Origin of the sequence: Sphingobium fluviale (assembly GCF_004122115.1) — a bacterium.
In the GTDB taxonomy this organism is placed as follows: Bacteria; Pseudomonadota; Alphaproteobacteria; order Sphingomonadales; family Sphingomonadaceae; genus Sphingobium; species Sphingobium fluviale.
In genome coordinates, this window is the sequence record NZ_SBKP01000001.1 from 407028 (window position 1) to 421334 (window position 14307).

Genomic DNA, 14307 nt, shown 5'->3' on the forward strand with positions numbered 1-14307 from the left:
TCCCATGACCATTGCCAAAGGCGACAAGATCCCCGCCGCAACCTTCATCAAGATGACCGAAAACGGCCCGGAACCCGTTGAAACCAGCGCCTTCTTTGCAGGCCGCAAGGTTGCGCTGTTCTCTGTCCCCGGCGCGTTCACGCCGACCTGCTCGGCCAAGCACCTCCCCGGCTTCGTTGAAAAGGCGGCAGAATTGAAGGCCAAGGGCGTAGACGAGATCGCCTGCACAGCCGTCAACGATGCGTTCGTCATGGGCGCATGGGGCAAGTCCGCCAGTGCCGACGGCAGCGTGACGATGCTGGCTGACGGCAACGGCGCATTTGCCAAGGCAGTTGGTCTGGAAATGGACGGCAGCAAATTCGGCATGGGCACACGCGGCCAGCGCTTTTCGATGATCGTCAACGATGGCGTGGTCGAGGAGCTGAATGTCGAAGCGCCGGGCGAATTCAAGGTCTCCAGCGCCGAGCATATGCTGGGTCAGCTTTAACGTTCCAACAGATAATCCCGTATCGCCTGCCCCAGTTCGGGGCGGGCGATGCAGCTCATATGGGTGCCCGGCACCTCGATATAGCGGCCATGCGCCAGCTGGCGCGCCAGTGCGGGCGCGCTGCCATTATCCTGATCCTCATCGCCACAGATAACGCCGATAGGCACATCCGTCGCCACCAGCGCCGCAAGATCAACCTCGATCCCTGCGCACAGCAATAATCGCGCTGCCACCGCATCGATCTTCATCGTCTTCATGAACATCACCGCCATGAAATGCGGATCGTCACGCGTCACGGTCTCGCGCTTGTCTATGGCATCGAGGAAGAATTGCCGCCGGCCGGACCATGCCGAAAGCCCCTCCTGCCCCATGCCCGCCAGAATGGCCCGGCGCGGGCGCAGCCCTTGCGCCAGCAACGCCGCAGTCGTGCGTGCGCCCAGAGAAAAGCCGCCGAGGTCGAAATCTTCCAGCCCCAGCGCCGCGATCAGCGCCTGTGCATCGCGCACCAGCACATTATGCGGATAGGCGGCCTCCTCGTGCGGCGCCGCGCTTTGCCCATGCGCGCGCAGGTCCGGCATGATGACGCGAAAACCCGCCTCCGCGAGGCAGGCCGCATGGCCATATTTGATCCAGTTGACCTCTGCGCTGGAGAACAGCCCATGCAGCAACAGCAACGGCCGCGCGCCCGCATCCCCCACCTCGTGAACAGCCAGCGCCGCGCCATCGAAGCCGGGGAGCGTAGTGGTGTGGAGGTTACTCAGTTGCCCCTCCTGCAAGTGGCCGCACAAGCGGCTCAAACCGCGTTCCTCTGGCTTTCGCCAGAAAGCGTTGATCGGCGGTCACGAGAATATCGTCCTGATTTTCCGCGAGGGCTAGGTAAAGGCAATCATATACAGGGTGCTTGAGCTCGCATGCGATCCTCAATGCATCGCTTGCAAGTGACTTTCCGTCTACCAAGAATACCATGTCCGGGAGCCGCGCGATTTGCTCGATTGCACCCTCAGGGTCGTTCATTTCCCCCCGCGCGATACGCTTCCACAAAGCGTTACCCACCTCCATCACCAGCCAGGAAGGCGCCTGTATATTGTCTTCGGCCAGCAGCGCGATTGCCTCGCTGCTGCCGTCCTCCGTCACCAACCATTTAAACGCGACGCTGGCATCGACGATCATCTGTCGTCGCGATCCTCACGGATCAGCTTCCAACCTTCGGTCTGCGGAACGCCGGGAACCATAGCCTGCTTGCTCCAAGCCTGCATGGCATGCGCCAATGCCACCTTTTCCTCGACAGTGAGCGAAGCTGCACGCTGCACTGCCTCGCGCGCCAAAGCTTCGACAGAGGTACCTTGAGCCTTGGCTCGAGACTTCAGCCTCGCGATGGCGGCATCATCCAGTTGTCGGATCAAAATCTGTCCCATGTCGCCATGCTATCATGATGATAGCACAGTGACAAGGTTTGCCTCACCCCTTCTTGAGGTGCCTGCGCCCCAGCAGCTCCGCGATCTGCACCGCGTTCAGCGCTGCACCCTTGCGGAGGTTGTCAGACACGCACCACAGCACGAGGCCGTTGTCCACCGTCGGGTCCTCACGCACGCGGCTGACGAACGTGGCGTAATCGCCCACGCACTCAACCGGGGTCACGTATCCGCCGTTCTCGCGCTTGTCGACGAGCATGACGCCCGGCGCCTCGCGCAGGATCGACTGTGCTTTCTTCGCGCTGATCTCGTTCTCGAACTCGATGTTGATCGCTTCACTGTGGCCGACAAACACCGGCACACGCACACAGGTGGCCGTCACCTTGATCTTGGAATCGAGGATCTTCTTGGTCTCGACCACCATCTTCCACTCTTCCTTGGTATAGCCATCGTCCAGGAAGACATCGATATGCGGGATCACGTTGAAGGCGATCTGCTTGGTGAACTTCTTCGCTTCTGCGGGATCACCCACGAAGATGTTGCGCGATTGCTCGAACAACTCGTCCATGCCTTCCTTGCCCGCACCGGAGACGGACTGATAGGTGGACACCACCACACGCTTGATCGTTGCGGCGTCATGCAGCGGCTTCAGCGCCACGACCATCTGCGCGGTTGAGCAATTGGGGTTGGCGATGATGTTGCGCGCCTTGTAGCCATCGATCGCGTCAGGATTCACTTCCGGCACGATCAGCGGCACGTCAGGGTCCATGCGATAGAGCGAGCTGTTGTCGATCACGACGCATCCTGCCGCCGCCGCCTTGGGCGCATAGATCTGCGTCGGGCCGGAACCCGCGGCAAACAGCGCCATATCCCAGCCGGCAAAGTCGAAATGCTCTATGTTCTTGACCTTGAGCTTTTTGCCCGTGTCGCCATATTCAATCTCCATGCCGGTAGAGCGCGGCGAAGCGACCGCAGCGATCTCGTCAGCGGGGAACTCCCGCTCGGCAAGGATGTTGAGCATTTCGCGGCCTACATTTCCGGTGGCCCCGACGACAACGACACGATACCCCAATTTCCAAACTCCATTTCGGTCAGGATTGACACTCAAGCGCGCGCCCATAGAGCATTTTCAGCAAAAGTGGAAACCGGTTTTGCGTCTGAAAATGCTCTACTACTGAAAACCGGACCATTTTCCGAGCCGATGACCGCTTTTCGGTCATCTTGAAAATGGTCTGGCCTATTGCGCCTGCGAAAGCAAAGGGGCTATATCGTTCATACAACAGCCAAAAGGCAGGGTCGCATCGTTACTGGGGGTGTATCGGGGGAAGCGCCAGACCATGCGTCGTTCAGCTCTGCTTTTTTTCATGCTGCTTTTGCTCCCGGCCTGCGCAACGCGCGGTTCGCTCGATGTGTCCTGCACGGGCTTCACCGAAGCGGCGCCGGGCACCGTCGCATTCCGGCATCCGCTCCCGCTTTCACCGATCGAGCGGCAGATACGGGGGCTGGATGACAACCCCGGCCCGCTGGGTGACGGCCAGACCGAAAGCGGCCTCCTCACCCGCACCCTCTACGCCTATCAGAAGGCGGCGTTCCGGCAAAAGCTGCATGAGGCGGACCCGCTGAAGGACAACCCTGCTCTGGGCGAACCGGCCGTGCTGCTGCTCTCAGGCGGCGGGCAATGGGGCGCCTTTGGCGCAGGCTATCTCTCGCGCCTCGCCGAAAAAGGAGAGGTTCCGAATTTCTTCGTCATCACTGGCGTATCGACGGGGAGCATGCAGGCCATGTTCGTTGGGTCAGACCATCCCGACAAATGGCAGTGGCTGAAGGCAGCCTACACAATCGACAAGGAGAGCAGGGTCGTGCGGCGCAACGCCAAGTGGCGCGCGCTGTTTACCGGATCGTTCGCGGGGCTGTCTCCCCTGCGCGGGCGGATAGAGGAAGCGCTGTGCGGCACGCCGGACTGCCCGGCAATCGAGGCATTGAGCCGGGCCGATCGCCAGATCCTCGTCGGCTATATCGAGGCACATTCAGGCGACTTCTTTTATTCCGATATCCACCAGATCGCGGCTGGCACTGCGCCCGGCAACGCCCGCGCCTGCATAGCGGGCACCGCCCTCGCCTCCTCAGCCATGCCGGTTACTTTCCAGCAGGTGCGGATCAACGGCCGCGCCTATTATGATGGCGGAGTGCGGCAATCCGTCTTCGCCAACTGGGCAGAGCAACTGGGGCGGGCCGTGCGCGCCTACGAAACGAAGCGCCCGCTGGAGAGCATCAACGATCTGCCCTTCTATGTTATCCGCAACGGGCCCACGGCGCTCTCCAACGACAATGGCGGGGCCGACACCTCGCCCGATGCCATCACCGCCGCGCAACGCGCACAGGCGATCGTCACCAACCAGCTTGAGGTCGGCTCCATAGCGGGTCTACGCCTGCAAAAACCCAGCGGCCCGATCCGTTTCGTCACTGCAGACGGATGGGAACGGCACGAATTTCTGCTGAGGGGACAGCCCGCCACCTGCAAAACGCTTTATGACAGCGCGAAGAAGAAAGGCCGGATCTTCGACCCCGATTTCATGGCCTGCCTGATGAACTATGGCCGCGCCCGCGCCGATCAGCCCTGGAAAGAGCTGATGCCGGTGAGCCAGGACCGCAAAGAGAGCCTGCCACCTGTCCCGCCTTATGTGCCCCCGCCACCTGCCAACGACAACTGAGGGCGGCGAGCGCGGCTATGCGCTCCGGCGGGAAAGCAGCGGCAGAATGAGCTCGGCGAAGTGGGATACAGTTTCGGCCCGCAGGCCGGCAATGTTTATACGGCCAGACAACGGCATATAGACGCCAAATCGCTCGCGCAGGGAGCCTACCGCCTCAGGGCTGAGCGGGAGCGTAGCAAACATGCCGCGCTGGCTGGCCAGGGGAGCGAGCGCTGGATGCGTGGCGGCCAGCTGCGCCCTCAGCCCATTAAGGCGCTGGCGCATGTCCGCCAGCTCTGTCTGCCACAGTGCGGTGAGCGAGGGGTCGGCAAGGATCGCCGCAACCACTGCCGCGCCATGATCTGGCGGCATTGACCAGAAGACCCGGCTCAACGAGATCAGGTTCTCAAGGCACCGCGCCGCCTCGTCCGCCGCATCCGCGATCACGTACAGCGCGCCGGTGCGCTCGCGGTACAGCCCGAAATTCTTGCTGCAACTGACCGCGACGATCGCCTGCGGCACAGCGTTCAGGAAGGCGCGGACCCCTGCCGCGTCTTCCTCCAGCCCGTCGCCCAGCCCCTGATAGGCGAGGTCCACGAACGGCACGAGGCCGCGCGCACCCATGATGCCAGCGATTTCCTGCCATTGCGCCGGGGAGAGATCGGCGCCCGTAGGGTTGTGGCAGCATCCATGTAGCAGAAATATGTCGCCCGGCTGCGCGCACTCCATCGCCTGAAGCAGCGCATCGTACCGGACGGTCATGCCCGCCACGTCATAATAATCATAGCGCTCGATCGGCACGCCCGCCTTCTGAAAGATCGGCGCGTGGTTGGGCCATGTCGGCTCGCCGAGCCAGATGCTTCGGCCCGGACTGCCGCGCACGATCAGCTCTGCCCCCATACACAGCGCGCCCGTGCCGCCGGGCGTCTGTAGCGCTGCATGAAACGGGCGACCGCCCATGTCCGGGCCGAACACCAGATCACCCAGCAGCGCCACGTACGCCTTGTTGCCCTCCGCCCCCAGATAGGATTTGGTGCCCTGCTCTTGCATCAGCTGCTGCTCAGCCAGTTTGACGCTTTGCAGCACAGGTGTGTTTCCCTGCTCGTCGCGATAGATGCCGACGCCCAGGTCCATCTTGTCGGATCGCGGATCGGCGGCATAGCTGGCGATCAGCGAGAGCAACGCATCGCCTGGTTGATGGTGCAGCCCAGCGAAGGGGGATGATGGCGAAGCGGATATCGCCGCTATGGTCGTCATGGTCTTAAATCCATTGCAAAAGCGGATGGGATACTATGCTGGCGGGTGGACCGCTATCGTTTTTCCGGCCCGATCTGGCCCAGAAAGCGCTCAATCATCTGCCATTCATGGATATTCACCCCTTCACCGGCAAAGCGGTGAGTCTGGCCGGGATAGAGCATCAGATCAAACGGGCGCGCTGCCTCCTGCATTGCCGTCATGAACGCGGTGGAGTGTTCCAGCACCACATTGTCATCCGCCATGCCGTGCATCAGCAGCAGCGGGTCCGTGATCCTGCCCGCCTCGGCGATGGCGTTGGCCGCCGGATAGGCGCTGCGCTTGGCGTTGGGGTCGCCCAGATAGCGCTCGGTGTAATGGGTGTCATACAGCTCCCATTTCGTCACCGGCGCGCCCGCTATGCCCGCCGCAAAGACACCGGGCGCCTTTTGCAGCAGCTTCAATGTCATATAGCCGCCATAAGACCAGCCATAGGTGGCGATACGCTCAGGATCGACGAAGGGCTGCCCTTTCAGCCATTCCACTCCGGCGAGCTGATCCTCCACCTCCACGCCGCCCATCGCGCGATATATCTGGTCTTCAAATGCCTTACCCCGGTCAGGCGTACCGCGATTGTCGATAGCGAACACGATCCACCCGCGCTGGACCAGATATTGCTGCAACGCGCCGCCCCAGCCCTTCGTCACCTGACGCCCCGCGCCCGGCCCGCCATAATGGATCATGAAGACCGGAAAGCGCCTGCCCGGCTCCAGCTTTGGCGTCAGCAGCTTGTAATAGAGGTCGCTGCCGTCCTTCGCCTTGATAGAGCCAAAGCGCGTGGCCGCATGGGCGGCGCGATAGGGCGCATAAGGATGTGTGCCATTGATCGCATTTTCCGAGAGCCAGCGCAGGCGCTTGCCATCCTTGTCCGCCAGATAGGTCTGCGCCGGTTGCTCTGAGCTAGAACGGCTGACGATGATCCTGCCCGCCGCGCTGTCCATCACCCCGCCGTTCCACCAGCCCGGCTCAGTCAGAAGCTTGATCTCACCCTTGCCGGAGAGTGGCGCGCTGTAGACATGCTGTTCCAGCGGCGTCTCGCGGTTGCCAGTGAACCACACCACCCCGCGCTTTTCATCCAGCCCGATAACGTCGCGCACCTGCCACGCCCCGCTGGTGAGCGCGGTCCATTTGGCACCACTGACGCGATAGAGATGGCCGTGGCCGGACTTTTCCGACCACCACAGAAAGCTGCCGTCTGACAGCGCACGGAAATTGTTGTGCAGGTTGAGCCACGTTTTCGCCGTTTCGCTGAGGATCACCTTTGCCGCGCCGGTCGCGGGATCGACGGCAAGCAGATCGAGGCGCTTTTGGTCCCGGCTCTGGCGCTGGACATAGAGCGTCTTGCCGTCTTTCGCCCACGCAACGCGGGCGAGGTAGATGTCCTTGTCGTCCCCCAGATCGACCTTGATCTGGCGCTCTCCGAGCGGGTCCATCACATACAGCTCGACCACCGCGTTGGCTGTGCCCGCCAGCGGATAGCGCTGGGGATAGATCTTGGTCCCCTCCGCGCCAATCGCCGCGCGGTTGACGATGGCCACGCCGCTCTCGTCCACCCGCGCCACGACGATATGCGCATCATCGGGCGACCACCAGTATCCCGCCTGCCGGTCCATCTCCTCCTGCGCCACGAACTCCGCCACGCCCCAGCTCACCGTATCGCTCGCGCCATTTGTGAGCTGTTTCTCCTGCCGGGTTGCGATATCGAGCACGATCATGTTGCCGCCGCGCACGAACGAGAGATAGCGTCCCTTGGGGCTGACCGCCGGGTTGAGCGCACCCGCCGCGCCGAGGCGCACCGCCTCCCCCTCCAGCGCGGCGAGGAACAGCTCGCCATCCAGCGGCACAAGGATGCGCTTGCCATCGGGCGACCAATCATAGGACACGATCCCGCGCGTGCCGCCGATGCGCGCGCGCTCGCGCTGCATCTTTTCCGCTTCGGAGAGCGCCGCCCCACTCCCCAGCTTCAGCGAATCGACCAGCATCCGCTCCTTGCCCGTCACCGTATCGATGGCCCACAGATCAAAGCGGTCCTTGTCGTTCGCCCGGTTCCTGAGCAGCGTGACGAGCTTGCCATCGGGCGAGAGCTTCATCGCGCGCGGCTGGCTGCCCGCAAGGTCAGGGCTGGCGAAGATGCGCTCCAGCGTAAGCGGCTTTTGCGCAGGCATGGCGAGCGGCGAAGGCGGCGGCGCGGCGGGCTTCTTGCTCTTCGCGGCAAGCGGTTGTGTCATCAGCATGGCTCCGGCAAGGGAGAGAAGGAAGGCGGCGCGAAACATGGGAGTGTCTCCGGGGGGCGCACCAATTCCTACCCGACATACCGCCCCTGACAAGCGACAAAACGATGCGGCGCACTTCAGCTCGTCGATCATTGACCCTGCTGCCTGCTTGCCGCACATGGAGCATCCCACAGTTTCGAGGTGTTACCCATGTCCGTAGGCCTGATAGCCCTGCTCGATGATATCGCCGCGATGGCGAAGCTCGCCGCTGCCTCGATAGACGATGTCGGCGCCGCCGCCGCCAAGGCCAGCGCCAAGGCGGCGGGCGTGGTGATAGACGACGCCGCCGTCACCCCGCGCTATGTCACGGGCCTGACGCCGGACCGGGAGCTGCCGATCGTCTATCGCATCGCGCTCGGCTCGTTGCGCAACAAGCTGCTGTTCCTGCTGCCCGCCGCGCTGCTGCTGAGCGCGCTCGCGCCCTGGGCGCTCACGCCGCTGTTGATGCTGGGCGGGGCGTATCTGTGCTTTGAGGGGGCGGAGAAGCTGATCGAGAAATGGCTGCCGCACGAGGCGCACGCGGCCGAGGCGCTGGTGCAGCCGACAGACCCGGCGCAGGTAGAGCAATCGACGATCAAGGGCGCGATCCGCACCGACTTCATCCTCTCGGCGGAGATCATGGCAATCGCGCTGTCCACCGTTGCCGATACGCCTTTGTGGGAACAGGGGCTTATCCTCGTGGTGGTGAGCCTGCTGATCACGGTGGCGGTCTATGGCGTGGTGGCGCTGATCGTGAAGCTGGACGACATCGGCCTGCACCTCAGCCGCGACAAGACCGGGGGCGCAGCGCACAGCATCGGCACCTTCCTCGTCAACGCGATGCCGCCGCTGCTCGCTGGCCTCACCGTGGTGGGCACGGCGGCGATGCTATGGGTCGGCGGCGGGATCGTGGTGCATGGGCTAGAGGAGCTGGGCCTTCCCTTCCCCGGCCATCCGATCGCCCATCTGGCCGAGCAGGCCGGGGCGATGGGCGGAGGATTGGGCAGCGTGCTGGGCTGGCTGACCGGCGCGGCGCTGGCGGCGGTGAGCGGCCTTGTGCTGGGCGGGGTGATCGTGCTGGGCTTAAGCGGTATCGCCAAGTTGCGGCGCTGAATCGACAGCGCAGCGCGCACCTCAGGGCGCGATGGTATCCGCCTTCACCTTGCGCACCTCTGGCACCAGCCCTTCCGGCGTCATCACCTCAAGGCAGAGTATGCGGTCATCCTCTTCCAGCTTGCCGAGGTCGACATCGGCATGCGGCAGCACCACGATCGTGCGGTCCGGCAGGCAGACGAGAATCTGCCCTTTGTCCCGCGCCGCCGCGCGCGACCATTGCTTGATCTCGCTGTAAAACGGCTCGGCGCGCCATGCGTTCTCGCGCCCGCCATCGACATGGATTTCCAGACGCCCCACCTGCGGGTTGGGGCAGACGATCATCTTGGAGCGGGCGGGAAACCAGTGTTCGCCCAGCGCCTCGTTGATCACATACAGGCAGTTGAACTCCCTACATTCGCCGGGCCGCTCGGCATAGATGGCACAGCCCTTGCCGACCCCGCAATGCGCGCACCACTGGTGTTTCGCCTTGCCGATGCCATCAACCCCCAGCACCTTGCAGCACAAGGTGCACGTTCCGCAATCTCGCGCGTTCATGCTCATGCGCCGAGCATGACATGCCAATGTTACGCGCCCATGGCAGAGGGGGGGGTGAGGCGCGACCAAGCGGAAGGCGGGGACGATGGACCTTGGGAGGTGGTGTATCAGGGGGGGCGGGCTGTAGAACTGGGTGTTCGTGGTCACTGTGCGCTTATAACGCTTACGCACCTAAAGCTATTCGCAGCTGCCCTGATCATACTTCATCCCTTTAACGCCCATAATAATAGTATACCATTGGCCCTCCCATTCAAATGTATCCAAGTTTAACTTTGGAAATGATTCCCATCCTATCGTACTACCCAAAGGACCGGGTTGAGGGTTAGCGTTGAAGGATATTACGAGATCACGTCCTTCGCGCCGCACATGTCTGACGCCGTTCGCATATCCATCCGAACCACGAATGGTGATCTCGTTGGGCCCTGTGAAGAGCACACGAAACTCATCTGGCTGTGCGTCCCGACGCCGTGTTGCTCCGCCAAATAATTCTTGGTTATAGGTATGCACCGAGCAATACATGGATGTCCCGATTAAATTTGCCGGAACGGCGCCCGAGGACACCTTTCTTTTTTGTGCATATCCAATAACTGGAATTGAAAACGATATAACGGTTCCTGCTAACACTATTAACAGCTTACGCATTTATTTTCTCCATTTTATCTGATCTCGTATGAATTGCGGCGACAGGTGCAATAACCAGCGAATACGTTCCGCTCAGCCATCCCCCCTGACTGTAGAATAATGCCCCGCGATCATATCCCATTACGCCCCAAATTCCTAAGCCGTACTCCCCCCATCCACCGTCATCACCGTGCCCGTAACCCGCGCGGCGGCGTCGGACAGCAGATACAGCACGGCGCCGGCTACCTGCTCCGAGGTCGGCAGGCCCAGTGGCGCGCGGCGGCGGATGGAGGCTAGTGCGTCGTCGCCGAAGCCTTCGGTCATCTCCGTTTCCAGAAATCCGGGCGCTACGCAGTTTACGGTCACTCCATATTTCCCCGCCTCGCGCGAGAGGGCGCGGCTGAACCCCTCCAGCCCCGCCTTGCTCGCGGCATAAACGGACATGGCGTGAAAGCCGCTCTGCGCCGAGATGGAGCTGATGTTGATGATCCGCCCCTCCTTGCGCGCCAGCATGGACCGCATCAGATATTTGGTCAGCGTCATCGGCCCCATCAGGTTGGTGGCCATGATCCGCTCCATATCCGCCTGGTGCATGGTGGCGAGCACGCCCGCGCCGCCGATGGCTGCATTGTTGACGAGGCCATAGACCGGCCCATAGGATTTGGTGATGGTGCGCGCGATGTCGGAGAGCGCGGCGATATCCGCCATGTCGCCCTGCACATAGGCGGTCTGGCCGGGATGCTTCGCCTCCAGCGCGCGGAAGGCCGGGCTTTCCCCCCGCCCAAGGCCAATCACGCCATAGCCCGCTTCCAACAGCGCTTTCGCCAGCGCAAGCCCCAGCCCGCGCGAGACGCCGGTGACGAGTACCTTCTTCATTATGCCCCCGTGCGCTCCGTCTTGCCCGCGATGCTGAGCGGCAGTTCCTGCACGATGCGGATCGTCGCCGGGCGCGCGGGCGGCGGCAGGCGGCTCTTGCACCACAGGGCGATCTCCTGACGCAGGGTGGCGGGGTCAGTCACCACCTCCGCGCGCGGCACGACCGAGAGGGTCAGCAGGCTGCCCATCATCGCGCTCGGCTTGGCGGTGATGCGGCATTGCGCGACCGCCGGGTGGGCGTGGACGATTTCCTCCACCGCCTCGACCTGCACCTTGATGCCGCCGACGTTGAGCGTCGCGTCCTCGCGCCCGGCAAAGCGCGCGCGGCCATCCTCTATGGCGATGCGGTCGCCGGTGCGGATGAACCCGCCATCGTCCCGCACGATATGCGCGGCGGTAGAGCTTGCTTCGCCCGCCGGGCGCAGCCACAACAGGCCATCCCGCACAGAAAGGCGCGCGCCGTCTATCTCCGCATTTTCCGCCAGCCAGTCCGCCGGGAAGCCCGCCTTGCCATCGCGCACGGCAAAGCCGGTGCCCGCCTCGGTCGAGGCATAGATATGGGTGACGCGCGCCTTGGGAAAGCGCGCCCGGAGCGCGCCGAGGATGGCGTCGTCCGCAATCTCTCCGCCCAGCGTGATCTGCCGTAACGGCAGGCGCATCGAGCCGGGGGCCATCAGCAGCCTGCGCCAGAGCGAGGGCGTGGCCGAAACATGGGTGCAGCCCTGTTCCACCAGCCAGTCGACCGTCTCGCCGGTGGTCATGCCGGAGCGCGGGGTGAGCAGGCACGCGCCGCCGAGCAGCGCCTGCGCCATCACCTGCGTGCCCGCGAACCGGCTGGGGTCATAGAGCATGGCCCAGCGGTCAGCGCCTGCGGCGGCGCGAGGCGTTTTGACAGCGCGGAAGATCGTATCGCGCTCATGCCGCACCAGCTTGGGGACTCCGGTGGTGCCCGACGTGGTGAGCAGCCATTGCGTGGCGAGCGGCGCGCCCTCCCCGCCTTCTGCCAGCAGCGCATCGAGAGTCACGGCGCCGGGCAGATCGGTGCGCTCTGTCACTACCCGCTCCACGCCCGCCTCGCGCATCACGGTCTGCGCGGCTTCGGCGGGCAGATCGGGCGCGAGCAGCAACAGCGCCGCCACCCGGCCATCGAGGCTCAGCAGCGCGCGCAGCATCTCGAACGGCTCGGCGATGCACAGCGCCACTCCCATACCGGCCAGCACCACGCCCATCTGCGCGATCAGGCGCACATCGCCCGCGCTCACTTCCCGCTCAGGCGAACGGATCAGCACATGGTCGTCTGGCAGATCGAGCGCGGCAATCGCCTGCGCCAGCGGTGCCGTCACTCCGGCTTGGGCGCGCATTGCGCGTAGAAGGCGACGAATTCCGCGAAGGTCTGAGGATAGACAGGCTCTTCGACCATGGTGAACGGATCAAAGCCCAGCTCGTCGTCCAGCCGCGCGACCAGCACCGCAAAGGCCATGCTGTCGAACCCGGTTTCGAGCAGCACTGTATCATCCACCAGCGCGGGCGGTTCGTCCTCGCGGTCCTCGCGCCACATCTCGTTGAACAGCGCGGTGATGCGCGCGCGCAGCTCGTCTGGCGTGAGGATCAGCGGCTGGCCGTCTCCTGCGAAAGGTGCCCACATCTGGGTCATGACACGGCCTTCAGGTCTGGCTTGTCGGGCGAGGCGGGCACCGCGACATTGGGCGGCACATTCTGCGGATCGCGGATGCGGATGCCCCAGCGCCCGGTCTGGATATTCTGCTCGATCGGGCGGGCGGGATTGCCCATCACCACGGTATGCGGCGGCACATCGCGCATCACGATCGCGCCGGTTGCGACGATGCTGTGATCGCCCACGGTGATGCCGGGCATGATGACGGCATGCGCGCCGATGAAGCAATAATCGCCGATGCGCGTGGTGGAATGGACGTTGTTGACGAAATCATGGCTGAGGATCGCCGCGCCGAAGGTGATCGCGGTCGATTTGCCGATGACGATGCCATCGGGGTTCGCCTTGTCGAGCTTGGCCGAGAGCGAGATGCGGCAATCCGGGCCGATATGCATCCCCCAGACCGTACGATAATACCAGTTGACGCACTTCACGACCAGAAAGCCGTGCATAAAGCGCCGCAAACGCACCAATGGACTATAGGACATTGCCACCCGGCCCGCCTCTTCGAATTCCGTCGTCCCCAAGCATGAGCAAATACCACGAAGTCGTTACCAACTCCATACTGTGCATCGCACCATTACAAACTGTTTCATCCCTGCACATTAACCATGTTTTTCAAGATTTTGATAAGGTTATGGCAAATTCCGCAACTGCTTTGGCCGCGCCTTGCCCATGTGCCCACACTGCGCTGCTGACGGCGATGAAATCCGCACCCGCCCGCACCAAAGGCGCGGCGTTTTCCGCCGTAATCCCGCCTATCGCGACGCAGGGCAGGCCGAACAGCGTAGTCCACCACGAAAGGATGGAAGGATCGGGCCGGTGCTGCGTCTCCTTGGTCTGCGTGGGGTAGAACGCGCCAAACGCAACATAGTCCGCGCCCGCCTCTCCCGCCTCCATCGCCAGATGGCGGCTGTCATGGCAGGTGACGCCGATCTGCGCCGCTGGGCCGAGCAGCGCGCGCGCCTCGCGCGGGTCGCCATCCCCCTGCCCCAGATGCACGCCATCCGCACCGAGTCTTTTGGCGAGCGCCATGCTGTCGTTGATGATGAACGCGCAGTCATGATCGGCACACAGCTTTTGCAGTGGCTCCGCCGCGCGGGCGATGGCGTGTTCGTCCAGCCCCTTGAGCCGCAGCTGAAACGCCGCGACCGGCCCGCCGTCAAACGCGGCCTTTAGCGCATCCTCGAAACCCGCATCGATGTCGGGCGGGGAGATGAGATAGAGCTGGCATGGCGGGCGGCGCATGTCACGCTCGAAACGCGCGGCGAAATCGGGGTCGAGCGTCAGCTCTTCGTCGGTAAAGTCTGTCATGCCGCCTGTTAGCGCGGGATGACCCGCTGCACCAGAGCGC

16 protein-coding genes are annotated in these 14307 nt (G+C 63.3%); 3 read left to right on the top strand and 13 right to left on the bottom strand.

The window, feature by feature from the left end:
- Window positions 1-4: 4 nt before the first annotated feature.
- Window positions 5-487, top strand: a complete 483-nt coding sequence (locus EQG66_RS02135) for a peroxiredoxin (RefSeq protein WP_129402863.1) — start codon at window positions 5-7, stop codon at window positions 485-487.
- On the opposite strand, the gene EQG66_RS02140 is transcribed toward EQG66_RS02135, so the two are convergent.
- Genes EQG66_RS02140 through EQG66_RS02155 form a run of 4 tightly spaced genes read right to left on the bottom strand, consistent with a single transcriptional unit; the run spans window position 484 to window position 2971 of the window.
- Window positions 484-1284 carry an alpha/beta fold hydrolase gene (locus tag EQG66_RS02140; RefSeq protein WP_342775096.1) on the bottom strand — a complete coding sequence of 267 codons (801 nt, stop codon included), beginning with the start codon at window positions 1282-1284 and terminating at the stop codon, window positions 484-486. The genes EQG66_RS02135 and EQG66_RS02140 overlap by 4 nt on opposite strands.
- On the bottom strand, window positions 1241-1657 hold the full coding sequence (locus tag EQG66_RS02145; protein ID WP_129402864.1) for a type II toxin-antitoxin system VapC family toxin: 417 nt from the start codon (window positions 1655-1657) through the stop codon (window positions 1241-1243). The genes EQG66_RS02140 and EQG66_RS02145 overlap by 44 nt, the downstream gene beginning before the upstream one ends.
- Window positions 1654-1902: a FitA-like ribbon-helix-helix domain-containing protein gene (locus tag EQG66_RS02150; protein WP_129402865.1), complete on the bottom strand. Its 249-nt coding sequence runs from the start codon at window positions 1900-1902 to the stop codon at window positions 1654-1656. The genes EQG66_RS02145 and EQG66_RS02150 overlap by 4 nt, the downstream gene beginning before the upstream one ends.
- Window positions 1903-1945: 43 nt before the next feature.
- Window positions 1946-2971 (bottom strand): aspartate-semialdehyde dehydrogenase, encoded by a 1026-nt coding sequence (locus EQG66_RS02155; RefSeq protein ID WP_129402866.1) that lies wholly within the window; start codon window positions 2969-2971, stop codon window positions 1946-1948.
- Between the two features lie 265 nt (window positions 2972-3236).
- Here EQG66_RS02155 and EQG66_RS02160 point away from each other — a divergent pair, with 265 nt between their 5' ends.
- Complete coding sequence (locus EQG66_RS02160) at window positions 3237-4610, top strand: patatin-like phospholipase family protein (RefSeq protein WP_129402867.1); 1374 nt, start codon at window positions 3237-3239, stop codon at window positions 4608-4610.
- A 15-nt stretch (window positions 4611-4625) separates the two neighbouring features.
- Here EQG66_RS02160 and EQG66_RS02165 read toward each other — a convergent pair whose 3' ends face one another.
- Both EQG66_RS02165 and EQG66_RS02170 read right to left on the bottom strand, forming a co-directional pair.
- Window positions 4626-5846 (bottom strand): amino acid aminotransferase, encoded by a 1221-nt coding sequence (locus EQG66_RS02165; protein WP_129402868.1) that lies wholly within the window; start codon window positions 5844-5846, stop codon window positions 4626-4628.
- Window positions 5847-5899: 53 nt separating this feature from the next.
- The gene (locus EQG66_RS02170) at window positions 5900-8110 is read right to left on the bottom strand and encodes a S9 family peptidase (RefSeq protein WP_129402952.1); all 2211 of its coding nucleotides are present in this window, start codon (window positions 8108-8110) and stop codon (window positions 5900-5902) included.
- 195 nt (window positions 8111-8305) lie between these two features.
- Here EQG66_RS02170 and EQG66_RS02175 point away from each other — a divergent pair, with 195 nt between their 5' ends.
- The gene (locus tag EQG66_RS02175) at window positions 8306-9247 is read left to right on the top strand and encodes a DUF808 domain-containing protein (RefSeq protein WP_129402869.1); all 942 of its coding nucleotides are present in this window, start codon (window positions 8306-8308) and stop codon (window positions 9245-9247) included.
- Window positions 9248-9268: 21 nt separating this feature from the next.
- Here the strand turns inward: EQG66_RS02175 and EQG66_RS02180 are convergent, their stop codons facing one another.
- The 7 genes from EQG66_RS02180 to thiE all read right to left on the bottom strand — a co-directional run bounded on the left by EQG66_RS02180 (window position 9269) and on the right by thiE (window position 14267).
- Window positions 9269-9784: a hypothetical protein gene (locus EQG66_RS02180; RefSeq protein ID WP_129402870.1), complete on the bottom strand. Its 516-nt coding sequence runs from the start codon at window positions 9782-9784 to the stop codon at window positions 9269-9271.
- 177 nt (window positions 9785-9961) lie between these two features.
- Entirely contained in the window at window positions 9962-10426 is a 465-nt protein-coding gene (locus tag EQG66_RS02185; RefSeq protein ID WP_129402871.1) for a hypothetical protein, read from the bottom strand.
- Window positions 10427-10561: 135 nt separating this feature from the next.
- Window positions 10562-11281, bottom strand: a complete 720-nt coding sequence (locus EQG66_RS02190; protein ID WP_220428618.1) for an SDR family NAD(P)-dependent oxidoreductase — start codon at window positions 11279-11281, stop codon at window positions 10562-10564.
- A complete protein-coding gene (locus tag EQG66_RS02195) occupies window positions 11281-12624 on the bottom strand; it encodes an AMP-binding protein (RefSeq protein ID WP_220428619.1) in 1344 nt (447 codons plus the stop codon). Before EQG66_RS02195 ends, EQG66_RS02190 begins: the two co-directional genes overlap by 1 nt.
- Window positions 12621-12935: an acyl carrier protein gene (locus tag EQG66_RS02200; protein WP_220428620.1), complete on the bottom strand. Its 315-nt coding sequence runs from the start codon at window positions 12933-12935 to the stop codon at window positions 12621-12623. Before EQG66_RS02200 ends, EQG66_RS02195 begins: the two co-directional genes overlap by 4 nt.
- On the bottom strand, window positions 12932-13441 hold the full coding sequence (locus tag EQG66_RS02205; RefSeq protein ID WP_129402955.1) for an acyltransferase: 510 nt from the start codon (window positions 13439-13441) through the stop codon (window positions 12932-12934). Before EQG66_RS02205 ends, EQG66_RS02200 begins: the two co-directional genes overlap by 4 nt.
- Window positions 13442-13571: 130 nt before the next feature.
- The gene (gene thiE / locus EQG66_RS02210) at window positions 13572-14267 is read right to left on the bottom strand and encodes a thiamine phosphate synthase (protein ID WP_129402873.1); all 696 of its coding nucleotides are present in this window, start codon (window positions 14265-14267) and stop codon (window positions 13572-13574) included.
- Window positions 14268-14307 lie beyond the last annotated feature (40 nt).

Bases quoted from the DNA above. Each gene is read 5' to 3' on its own strand.
- EQG66_RS02135 (WP_129402863.1), top strand. From the start codon at position 5: ATGACCATTGCCAAAGGCGACAAGATCCCCGCCGCAACCTTCATCAAG.
- EQG66_RS02145 (WP_129402864.1), bottom strand. From the start codon at position 1,657: ATGATCGTCGATGCCAGCGTCGCGTTTAAATGGTTGGTGACGGAGGAC.
- EQG66_RS02150 (WP_129402865.1), bottom strand. From the start codon at position 1,902: ATGGGACAGATTTTGATCCGACAACTGGATGATGCCGCCATCGCGAGG.
- EQG66_RS02160 (WP_129402867.1), top strand. From the start codon at position 3,237: ATGCGTCGTTCAGCTCTGCTTTTTTTCATGCTGCTTTTGCTCCCGGCC.
- EQG66_RS02165 (WP_129402868.1), bottom strand. From the start codon at position 5,846: ATGACGACCATAGCGGCGATATCCGCTTCGCCATCATCCCCCTTCGCT.
- EQG66_RS02170 (WP_129402952.1), bottom strand. From the start codon at position 8,110: ATGACACAACCGCTTGCCGCGAAGAGCAAGAAGCCCGCCGCGCCGCCG.
- EQG66_RS02175 (WP_129402869.1), top strand. From the start codon at position 8,306: ATGTCCGTAGGCCTGATAGCCCTGCTCGATGATATCGCCGCGATGGCG.
- EQG66_RS02180 (WP_129402870.1), bottom strand. From the start codon at position 9,784: ATGAACGCGCGAGATTGCGGAACGTGCACCTTGTGCTGCAAGGTGCTG.
- EQG66_RS02185 (WP_129402871.1), bottom strand. From the start codon at position 10,426: ATGCGTAAGCTGTTAATAGTGTTAGCAGGAACCGTTATATCGTTTTCA.
- EQG66_RS02190 (WP_220428618.1), bottom strand. From the start codon at position 11,281: ATGAAGAAGGTACTCGTCACCGGCGTCTCGCGCGGGCTGGGGCTTGCG.
- EQG66_RS02200 (WP_220428620.1), bottom strand. From the start codon at position 12,935: ATGACCCAGATGTGGGCACCTTTCGCAGGAGACGGCCAGCCGCTGATC.
- EQG66_RS02205 (WP_129402955.1), bottom strand. From the start codon at position 13,441: ATGTCCTATAGTCCATTGGTGCGTTTGCGGCGCTTTATGCACGGCTTT.
- thiE (WP_129402873.1), bottom strand. From the start codon at position 14,267: ATGACAGACTTTACCGACGAAGAGCTGACGCTCGACCCCGATTTCGCC.